This is a genomic window from Coraliomargarita parva, from assembly GCF_027257905.1.
Taxonomy (GTDB): domain Bacteria; phylum Verrucomicrobiota; class Verrucomicrobiia; order Opitutales; family Coraliomargaritaceae; genus Coraliomargarita_A; species Coraliomargarita_A parva.
Window position 1 is genome coordinate 112649 of record NZ_JAPZEI010000014.1, and the last position, 10850, is coordinate 123498.

Sequence of the window (10850 nt, forward strand, 5' to 3'; positions counted from 1 at the left end):
CTGTGCAATGCCTTTGTTTCAATCTCTTTTTTACACTTTTTAGTGAAAAAGCGGCACTTTTTGAGGCGAAAACGGCTTGTTTTGAAACCACGAATGGTCACGAATGCACACGAATGGCTTACAACGCTGGTGATTTTGGACCTCGCTACGCCTGAAGGCTACGCAGGGCTAGGCTCGAATGGCACTACTTAAGGACAAATTGAAGGGTTCCTATTGCAACAAAGCGTCGCTCGTAGTGGCTGCTTTAGCTGCCATATTCAGCATCCTAAGCCCTCGGCTCGATGGCGACTGAAGTCGCCACTACGATAAGAAGCTTAAAGTAGTGCCATTCGGGCTAGGCGCCGTTAATTCACGTGAATTGACCCCGCTAAGGCGGGACACGCCACGCCGTAGGAACGAAGGCGGGACGCGAGCGCGTGAATCGTGCACGACGGTTTATGTTGGGGAGGTCTATTTGCCACGCAGCATCAAAACCAAAAAAGAGTGCGGGGTTGTAAGCCTCTGGGCTCTCCGCGCACTCTGCGTGCTCTGCGGCGTTAAGCCCTGCGTAGCCTCTAGGCGTAGCGGGGTTAAGTCCACAGCGTTGTAAGATTAGCGTCACATTAGCGGTCATAAGCGGTCTCCGCGCAGCGGAAATCATAACGCATGATCCGCTTACAACCCAGCGTACAACGACGTCATTTTTAACCGCTTATTACCACTTATCACCGCTTCCGCCTTCGTTCCTACGGCGTGACGTGGATCTTACAACGACGGGTTCAATTTGGGAGGATTGCTTCTCATGCACTATCCAATCCCTAAAACCATGCGGCGTTGTAGGCATAAGCGTACATGAGCGGTCATAAGCGGTCTCCGCGCAGCGGAAATCAAAACGCTGAAACGCTTACAACTAGGCGTACAGCTACGTCTTTTTTCACCCCGCTACGCCTAAAGGCTACGCAGGGCTCGACGCCGCTCATGACCGCTCATTACCGCTTCCGCCTTCGTTTACTACGGCGTGACGTGGATCTTTTCAAACCCGCTAAGGCGGGACATGCCACGCCGTAGAGGAACGGAGGCGGGACACGCCACGCCTCAAAGGAACGGAGGCGGGACACGCCACGCCGTAGAGGAACGGAGGCGGGACGCACGCGCACCGGCTTATTGGGGGAGCATTATTGGCCTGACAGAATCCAAACCACAAAAATGGATGCGGGGTTGTAGGGATAAGCCCCGGTCGAAATCGCTGTCGCGCTTTCGCTACAAAAATGTCCTCCTTCAGGTTTGTTCCTTCAGCGCCCAAAGGGCACCCCTTCGGCAGGCTCAGGACAGGCCGCTTCAGTCGCCCTTCGCTTCGCTACGGGCGAAATGCTTCGCATTTCACCATTTACGCGCTAGTGCGCTCCATCACCATCTCCGCGCTGCCGCGCTTCGTCCGCCCTCAGCCCTCGCAGAAGCCTCCGGCTTCTGTCAGCTTCTGCATTGAACTTCCCTTCCCCGCTCGTGTCATGATAAGAAGGATTTTAGTTATATGTTACGATCGATTCAGAGAGGCGTATGGATCTGTTTCGCCGGCTTGATGGTGACCGCCTGCAAGCCGGACACGCGGGTGGATCCGGGATTAAGCCATTTGGCGAAGGCATTCAGGGCGGCCAACCAGGCGAAAGACATCGGCCCCATGCTGGAGCTGTATGAGCTCAAGGGCACGGACAACTGGACCGTTTCCATGCTCAAGGCGGCCTTGAAATACGAACTGGGGCTACCGATCGCCGCGATTGAGTTCGAGCCCCTGTCGGGCGCGCCGGAAGAGGTCATCGACTTCACCCACGACGGGGTCCAATACGGCCCCAGCCTGGAGCCGGGCTACCGCATGCGGGTGCGCTACGATGTCGAGGACGGCCTGACCAGCCTCTACACCGTCGGCCAGCGCAAGGACGGCAGCTGGCGGATCGTCTGCTCCCGCCCCCTCCCCGCCCCCGTCTCCTCTGGCAGGTATTGAGGCGGCTGTGCCACCTGGAGGGCGGAAACCTGAAACAGCGTGCCACGTATTTTTGTAGCGAAAGCGCGACAGCGATTTCGATTGAGGCGGCAGGAAGGCTGAAACCGCAAATGGGCACGGATGGCTGACAGCAGCGTAGGGTTGAAACCCCGCTACGCCTAAAGGCTACGCGGGGCTAATGCCACGTTCCGAGGAGCATCGCGACGACATGACCCGTCTCCTCTACGATACGCCGAGGCATGCCGGATTCCGCATTGCGGAAGACCGGACCATGCACACGGATGAGCACGAATGGCTTACAACACTGATTCGTACAACGATGCTTTTTTAGTCAGCTATGTGGGTCCGGCTCAGCCGGAAACCGCTTATGTCCGCTTATCTCCGCTTCCGCCTTCGTTTACTACGGCGTGACGTGGATCTTACAACGACGGTTTATTTCGGGGAGGGTTCATTGCACTGCTGTATCTAAACCCTAAATAAGATGCGGCGTTGTTAGAATTAGCGTCACATAAGCGGACATAAGCGGTGTCCGCGTCAGCGGAAAACAAAACGCGTGAGCCGCTTACAACACTGATTCGTGCAACGATACTTTTTTAGTCAGCTATGTGGGTCCGGCTCAGCCGGAAACCGCTTATGTCCACTTATCACCGCTTATCGTGCACACCGGTTTATGTTGGGGAGGGTTCATTGCACTGCTGTATCAAACCAAAAATATAAGTACGGCGTTGTAGGCATAAGCGTACATAAGCGGTCATAAGCGGTGTCCGCGTCAGCGGAAAACAAAACGCGTGAGCCGCTTACAACACTGATTCGTGCAACGATACTTTTTTTTTCACCGCTTATTACCGCTTATTACCGCTTATCGTGCACACCGGTTTATGTTGGGGAGGGTTATTGCCCGCCAGCACACAAACCCTAAAAAGATGCGGCGTTGTAGGCATAAGCGTACATAAGCGGTCTACCTGCCCTGAGCGAGTCGTAGGGCCCGTCAGCGGAAATCCTCCCAAGAGAGTACGGAGTTGTAAGCCATTCGTGTCCATCAGTGCGTATCCATCCAGCAGGCCTCGGCGGACGGATAGGGATATCCGTCCCTACCTCCCTGAGTGTATGCGGCGTTGTAAGCATTCGTGCTCATTCGTGTAAATTCGTGGTTTCAAAAACACGCCGTTGTAAGCCCCGAAAAAAGGCCGCACCCAATCAATGGATGCGGCCTGAAAACTGGTTACCGGCAGGTCAGTTCAACTTTCCAGGCGGCGCAGCCGCCTCTTACGGCAGCTTGGTTGCGCCCATGAGGAACTTGTCGCACTCGCGGGCCACGGCGCGGCCTTCGTTGATCGCCCAGACGATGAGGGACTGGCCGCGGCGCATGTCACCGGCGGCGAAGACATTGTCCACATTGGTGGTGAACTTGCCGTAGTCCGCCTTCACGTTGGAGCGTGCGTCCTGGTCGAGACCCAGCTCTTCGACGATGGTGCTTTCCGGTCCGAGGAAGCCCATGGCCAGCAGGACGAGCTCGGCGTCGAGCACGCGCTCGCTGCCCTCGATCTTCTTCGGGATGAAACGGCCGTTGTCGTTCACCCACTCGATGTTGTGGACGTGGACGCCCTTCACGTTGCCGTCGGCGTCGCCTTCAAACTTGCTTGCGGTGATCAGGTACTGGCGCGGATCGTCACCCTGTACGGCGGCGGCTTCCTCCTGGCCGTAGTCGACCTTGTAGGTCTTGGGCCATTCCGGCCAGGGGTTGTTCGGCGCGCGTTCCATCGGCGGCTTGGGCATGATTTCCAGCTGGGTCACGCTCTTGCAGCCATGGCGCAGGGAGGTGCCCACACAGTCGGTGCCGGTGTCGCCACCGCCGATGATGACCACATTCTTGCCCTTGGCCAGTTCGGTGAACTGCTCGCTCTTGCCGTCGCGGATGTCCCAGATCTCCTTGGTGTTGGGTCCGAGGAATTCCATGGCAAAGCGGATATTGCCGAACTCGCGGCCCTCGATCGGGAGGTCGCGGGGCTTGGTCGCGCCACAGCAGAGCACGACCGCATCAAATTCATCCATCAGCTGCTTGGCCGGCAGGTCCTTGCCGATTTCAACACCGGTGGTGAAGGTCACGCCTTCGGCTTCCATCAGCTTGACGCGGCGGGTGACCACTTCCTTCTGCAGCTTCATGTTGGGGATGCCGTACATGAGCAGGCCGCCGATACGGTCGGCGCGCTCGTAGACCGTGACCAGGTGGCCGGCCTTGTTCAGCTGGTCGGCGGCGGCGAGGCCGGCCGGACCGGAGCCCACCACGGCGACCTTCTTGCCGGTGCGGTCGGCCGGCGGGGTCGGGACGACCCAGCCTTCGGCCCAGGCCTTGTCGATGATGGAGCACTCGATGTTCTTGATCGTGACCGGCGGCTCGATCACGCCGAGCACACAGGAACCTTCACAGGGAGCCGGGCAGACGCGGCCGGTGAATTCCGGGAAGTTGTTGGTCTTGGACAGGCGGTCGTAGGCATCCTTCCACTTGCCCTTGTACACCAGGTCGTTGAATTCCGGGATCAGGTTGTTGACCGGGCAGCCGCTGGCCATGTTGCTCAGCGTCATGCCGGTGTGGCAGTAAGGCGTGCCACAGTCCATGCAACGCGCGCCTTGCGTACGCACCAGGTCTTCCTTGAAGTGTACGTGTGTTTCTTCCCAGTCCTTGAGACGCTCGATCGGATCGCGGTCCGCGATCGGCTTGCGCTCAAATTCCATAAATCCAGTTGCTTTACCCATTTTCTTTAGAGTTGGAAGGTTTGAAAGTGTGAAGGTGTAAAAGTAGGAAGCAGGGAAAGTGTGAAGCTGAGTGACTTTGACACTTTCCTACATTCATACTCGATTTTAGTGGCCCGCTTTAACGTTTTCTTCGAAGGCGGCGAGGATGGCGTCGTCACCCTTGAGGCCGCGCTCTTCGGCACGGGCCTGGGCTTGAAGCACACGCTCGTAGTCCTGTGGCATGATCTTGAGGAACTTCTCGGCGATGGCCGGCCAGTTGTCGAGGATCGCCTGGCCACGCTTGGAACCGGTGTAGGCCACGTGCTTTTCGATCTTCGACTTGACCAGGGCGATCTCGTCGTCCCCGCATTCGATCAGTTGGTAAACATTCACCATGTCCGGGTTCAGGTGGTACTGCACGAAGTCGCCCGCCTCGTCGAAGACGTAGGCCACCCCGCCCGACATGCCGGCACCGAGGTTACGGCCGGTCGTACCGATGTTGATCACCAGGCCGCCGGTCATGTACTCGAGCGCGTGGTCGCCCACACCTTCGATGACCGCTTCGACACCCGAGTTCCGCACGCAGAAGCGCTCACCCGCCATCCCGGCGATGTAGGCTTCGCCCTTGGTCGCACCGTAGAAACAGACGTTCCCTGTGATGATGTTCTCGTGGGCCACGAAGGGGGAATCCTCCGGCGGGCGCACGATGATCTTGGCACCGGACAGGCCCTTGCCCAGATAGTCGTTGGTGTCCCCGGTCACGGTGAAGGTCATGCCCTGCGGGCAGAAAGCGCCCAGGCTCTGGCCGGCGGAACCGGTCAAATTGATCTTCACGGTGTCTTCCGGCAGGCCGTCCGCACCGTGCTTGCGGGAAATTTCCGCACCGGTGATGGTCCCGACCACACGGTTGGTGTTGACGATCGGCAGGTTGATCTCGACCGGCTTGCCCTCCTGGATGGCGGGTTGCGCCTGGTTCAGCACCTCGATCATGTCGAGGGACTTGTCGAGCAGGTGGTCCTGCGTCATCTGGCAGTAGGTGCCCACTTCCTTCGGCACATCCGGACGGTAGAGGATCTTGCTGTAGTCGAGACCCTTGGCCTTCCAGTGGTCGATCGCATTGCGCATCTCCAGCTTGTCCACACGGCCCACCATTTCGGGAATGCTGCGGAAGCCGAGTTCCGCCATGAGCTCGCGCAGCTCGGTCGCCACGTAGGTCATGAAATTGACCACCGCATCGGCGCCGCCGCCAAATTTCTTGCGCAGCTCCGGATTCTGGGTGGCCACGCCCACCGGGCAGGTGTTCTTGTGGCAGACACGCATCATCAGGCAGCCCAGGGTGACCAGCGGTGCGGTCGCAAAGCCGAATTCCTCGGCCCCGAGCAGGCAGGCGATGGCCACGTCGCGGCCGGTCTTGAGCTGGCCGTCGGTTTCCACCACCACGCGGGAGCGCAGGTCATTGAGCAGAAGGGTCTGGTTGGTCTCGGCCACACCCAGCTCCCAGGGAGCCCCGGCGTGCTGGATGGAGGAACGCGGGGAAGCCCCGGTACCGCCGTCGTAACCGGACACGAGAATCACGTCCGCCTTGGCCTTGGCCACACCCGCGGCAATCGTGCCGACGCCGACCTCGGAGACCAGCTTGACGTTGATGCGGGCGTTGACGTTGGAGTTCTTGAGGTCGTGGATGAGCTCCGCGAGGTCCTCAATCGAGTAAATATCGTGGTGCGGCGGGGGCGAGATCAGGCCCACACCCGGGGTCGTGCCGCGGGTCTTGGCGATTTGCGGCAGGACCTTGTGGCCCGGCAGCTCACCACCCTCGCCCGGCTTCGCGCCCTGGACGATCTTGATCTGGATCTCGTCGGAATTCACCAGGTAGTAGCTGGTCACCCCGAAACGGCCGGATGCCACCTGCTTGATGGCCGAGCGGCGCAGGTCGCCGTTGGCATCGCGGGTGAAACGGTCGATGTCTTCGCCACCCTCGCCGGTGTTCGACTTGCCGCCGATCCGGTTCATCGCGATGGCCAGCGATTCGTGCGCTTCCTTCGAAATCGAGCCGTAGGACATCGCCCCGGTCTTGAAGCGCTTCATGATCGATTCGATCGATTCGACCTCCTCCAGCGGCACGGACTTCGCCGGGTCGAGCTTGAATTCCATCAGGCCGCGGAGCGTGAACATCTCCTTGGACTGGTTGTTGATCACGTCGGAGTACTCCTTGAAGACCGCGAAATCACCCAGGCGGGTGGCCTTTTGCAGCTTGTGGATAGTCACCGGATTAAAGAGGTGACGCTCACCACCGGCACGCCACTGGTAGACACCGCCGGTGTCCAGGGCCGCGCCGCGCTCGTCATCACGCGGAGCGAAGGCCTTCTTGTGACGGGCCTCGGTCTCCTTCGCGATGGTGGGCAGGCCGATGCCTTCCACACGGGACGCGGTCTTGGTGAAATACTTGTCGATCACGCTCTGGTTCAGGCCGATCGCCTCGAAGATCTGGGCGCCGCGGTAGGAGGCCACGGTGGAAATCCCCATCTTCGACATGGTCTTGATCACGCCGTTCAGGTTGGCCTTGAGGAAGTTGTAGCAGGCCTTTTCCGGGTCGAGCTCGAGGTCGCCGCGGTCCACCAGGTGGCGCACGGTTTCCAGCGCGAGGTACGGGTTGATCACATCGGCACCATAGCCCAGCAGCAGGGCGAAGTGCTGCACTTCACGCGGCTCGGCCGATTCCAGGACGATGGACACGCGGGTCCGGGTGCCCTTGCGGACGAGGTGGTGGTGCAGGCCGGCCACGGCCAGCAGGGCCGGGATCGGGGCCTTCTTCGGGCCCACCTTGCGGTCGGAGAGGATCAGGATGTTCACCCCGTCGCGGATCGCGGCGTCGGCGTGGTCGAAGAGCTTTTCCAGCGCGGCTTCGATCCCCTTGCCGGAGATGGAGGGCTCCTGCAGGCTGTGATGGCCCTCGGTCATGCCGCCCAGGCTGGCTTCGAAAGTGATCGGCAGCTTGGTGGCCTTAAAGCCCGGCAAATTGATGTAGCGGAGCTGGGCCAGCTGCTTGCGGTCGATCAGCGGCGATTCAAACTTGATCATGCGGCAGCTGTCCGGGCCCGGACGGGTCAGGTCGCCTTCGGAGCCGACAAAGGTCACGCTCGCAGTCACCAGCTCCTCACGGATCGGGTCGATCGGCGGGTTGGTCACCTGGGCGAAGAGCTGCTTGAAGTAGTTGTAGAGCAGTTGCGGCTGGTCGGACAGCACCGCCAGCGGGGCATCATTGCCCATCGAGCCGAGCGGCTGCTTGCCGGTCTCGGCGCTCGGGCCGACGATGAAGCGCATGTCTTCGAAGGTGTAGCCGAAGGCCTTCTGGCGGGTCTCGATGCTTGCAAAATCGTCTTCCGGCACCTCGGTCACAGCCGGCAGGTCTTCCGAGCGCACGAGATTCTCCTGCAGCCAGTCCCCGTAGGGCAGCTGCTTGGCGATCTTCTCCTTCAGCTCGGAGTCGCCCACGATGCGGCCTTCCTCCATGTCGATCAGGAGCATGCGGCCCGGCTCGAGGCGGCCCTTCTTCACCACGTTCTTCGGCTCGATGCCTTCCAGCACGCCCACTTCCGAGGCCAGAATCACGCGGTCATCGGCGGTCACATAGTAGCGGGAGGGACGCAGACCGTTCCGGTCGAGGGTCGCACCGACCTGCACACCGTCGGAGATGGCCATGGCGGCCGGACCGTCCCAGGGCTCCATCATGCAGGCGTGGAACTCATAGAAGTCGCGCTTGTACTGCGGCATGCTCTTGTGACGTTCCCAGGGCTCGGGAATCATCATCATCATCGCATGGGTCAGGCTGCGGCCGGAGAGCACGAGGAACTCCAGGCAGTTGTCGAACTTCTGCGAGTCGGAGCCGTCTTCCCGGATGATCGGGAGCAACTTCTTCAAATCGTCGCCGAAGACCTCGCTGGCCAGCTGCATCTGACGGGCGTACAGCCAGTTCTCATTGCCGCGCACGGTGTTGATTTCACCGTTGTGGCAAAGGTAGCGGAAGGGCTGGGCGCGCGGCCAGCTCGGGAAGGTGTTGGTCGAGAAACGGGAGTGGGTCAGCGCCAGGGCCGACTCCATGTCCTCGTCCGCCAGGTCCGGGAAGTAGTCGATCAGCTGCTGGGTCGTGAGCATGCCCTTGTAGGTCATGGTGCGGCTCGACAGGGAGCTGATGTAGAAAATGGAGTCCTCGTCCTGCCCGCTGTAGCGGATCCGGTGGGTAGCCAGGCGGCGCACGATGTAGAGCTTGCGCTCGAAGGCGAGGCCGCGGGCCACGTCGGCGCTGCGCTCCACGAAGAACTGGCGCATGAGCGGCTCACAGGCGGCGGAAGCCTTGCCCAAAATCTCGCTGCGCACCGGCACGTCGCGCCAGCCGATCAGCTTCAGGCCTTCTTCCTCGATGATCTCACCGATGATGTTCTGCTCGTTCGTACGCTCTTCCTCGTTCTTGGAGAGGAAGGCAAAGCCGGCGCCATAGTCGCCCTCTTCCGGCAGCTCGAAGCCGCACTCGGACGGGCAGGCCTTCTTGAAGAATTTGTGCGGGAGCTGGATGAAGAGGCCGGCGCCGTCCCCCGTGATCGGGTCGCAGCCGCAACCGCCGCGGTGATCCAGATTCACACAGATCTCCAAGGCACCCTGCACGATGTCGTGCGATTTGCGGCCTTTCATATCGACGATCAGGCCGATGCCGCAGTTTTCATGTTCGAATTGAGGATCGTAGAGGCCCTGGGCCTTCGGTTGAATCTGATTCTTGTCCATCATGATGTGCAAAAAGGTTCGTTCAGTGGTTTCGTCGGAGGGAATGAGCTTGGCGGTCGGCGCCCGTCCGGATTTGTAAAAAAGTCAAAAGAACGAGCAAATTAGTTATTGAACTAGAACTGTCTATGAGAAAATCGCATTTCTCCCCCTTCTCGTTCAGATTGGCCGTAAAATCCGCGCGGAACCCCCATACTCAAGGCGTTCCGGCCACCCCATACGCCCGGCCACAGCAGTCCCCGCAACCGCCGCATAACCCCTGAATATGGACCGGAATCACCGGATTCCGGCCCGGCTGGCTTGTAAACACTCCGACGATTTATCATAAGACTGGAGCCCCCGTGCAGCACTCCACAGGCCAAATCGGGCAGAGCCCGCAGAGGCCTGCGGCCTCTGCAGGGCGGAAGGATGAAACCTGAAGGTACCGAGAGCTGACGGAGCGCGGCAGCGCAGGGCTGAAACCACGAACGGCGTACAACGCCGTGTTTTTGAAACCACGTTCCGAGGAGCATCGCGACGACATGACCGGATTCCGCATTGCGGAAGACCGGACCATTAACACGAATGAGCACGAATGGCTTACAACGCTGGTAATTTTGGACCGTTAATTCACGTTAATTTACGTGAATGCTTACAACGACGGTTTATTTTGGGGAGGGTTCATTGCACTGCTGTATCTAAACCCTAAATAAGATGCGGCGTTGTAGGCATCCACGCCACGCCGTAAGGAACGAAGGCGGGAGCGTACATAAGCGGTCATAAGCGGCCCACCTGTCCTGAGCAAGTCGAAGGGCCCGTCAGCGGAAAACAAAACGAGTGATCCGCGTACAACACTGATTCGTACAACGATGCTTCTTTTTTCACCGCTTATTACCACTTATCACCGCTTATCGTACAACAACGGTTTATTGTCGGGAAGGTCTATTTGCCGCGCAGTATCAAAACCAAAATATAAGTACGGCGTTGTAAGCATCCACGCCACGCCGTAAGGAACGAAGGCGGGAGCGTACATAAGCGGGAATAAGCGGTCTACCTGCAGCGGAAAACAAAACGAGTGATCCGCTTACAACACTGGTTCGTACAACGATGCTTCTTTAGTCAGCGATGTGGACCTCTCTATTCGGAAAGTCCGGCTCAGCCGGAAATCCTCATCCCAAAATCCCCTCCCCAACCTCGCCCGGCAGGGCCCTCTAGCGACCTGCCCAGCGAAGCTCGAAGAGCGAAGAAGGGAGCGGTTGTGGGTACAGGTTCAGGACATAGGTACCAAAAAAGGTTCAGGACATGGGTAACACTTTCGGCCAGAAAGGGTGATGCCATGGAGAGAAACCAAAATGATAGAAGAACGCATGAATTTTGCCTTAAAGAG

4 protein-coding genes are annotated in these 10850 nt (G+C 59.3%); 2 read left to right on the forward strand and 2 right to left on the reverse strand.

Annotation, left to right across the window (positions count from 1 at the left end; translation table 11 throughout):
• Positions 1–1510 precede the first annotated feature (1510 nt).
• Both O2597_RS17590 and O2597_RS17595 read left to right on the forward strand, forming a co-directional pair.
• The gene (locus tag O2597_RS17590; RefSeq protein ID WP_269526938.1) at positions 1511–1978 is read left to right on the forward strand and encodes a hypothetical protein; all 468 of its coding nucleotides are present in this window, start codon (positions 1511–1513) and stop codon (positions 1976–1978) included.
• Between the two features lie 178 nt (positions 1979–2156).
• Positions 2157–2309 (forward strand): hypothetical protein, encoded by a 153-nt coding sequence (locus O2597_RS17595; RefSeq protein ID WP_269526939.1) that lies wholly within the window; start codon positions 2157–2159, stop codon positions 2307–2309.
• A gap of 935 nt (positions 2310–3244) precedes the next feature.
• Here the strand turns inward: O2597_RS17595 and O2597_RS17600 are convergent.
• Both O2597_RS17600 and gltB read right to left on the reverse strand, forming a co-directional pair.
• On the reverse strand, positions 3245–4732 hold the full coding sequence (locus O2597_RS17600) for a glutamate synthase subunit beta (protein ID WP_269526941.1): 1488 nt from the start codon (positions 4730–4732) through the stop codon (positions 3245–3247).
• 105 nt (positions 4733–4837) lie between these two features.
• Positions 4838–9487 carry a glutamate synthase large subunit gene (gene gltB, locus O2597_RS17605; protein WP_345783030.1) on the reverse strand — a complete coding sequence of 1550 codons (4650 nt, stop codon included), beginning with the start codon at positions 9485–9487 and terminating at the stop codon, positions 4838–4840.
• Between the last annotated feature and the right edge of the window lie 1363 nt (positions 9488–10850).

Excerpts from the sequence above, each read along its gene's own strand:
- O2597_RS17590 (WP_269526938.1), top strand. The coding sequence starts at position 1,511 with ATGTTACGATCGATTCAGAGAGGCGTATGGATCTGTTTCGCCGGCTTG.
- O2597_RS17595 (WP_269526939.1), top strand. The coding sequence starts at position 2,157 with ATGCCACGTTCCGAGGAGCATCGCGACGACATGACCCGTCTCCTCTAC.
- O2597_RS17600 (WP_269526941.1), bottom strand. The coding sequence starts at position 4,732 with ATGGGTAAAGCAACTGGATTTATGGAATTTGAGCGCAAGCCGATCGCG.
- gltB (WP_345783030.1), bottom strand. The coding sequence starts at position 9,487 with ATGGACAAGAATCAGATTCAACCGAAGGCCCAGGGCCTCTACGATCCT.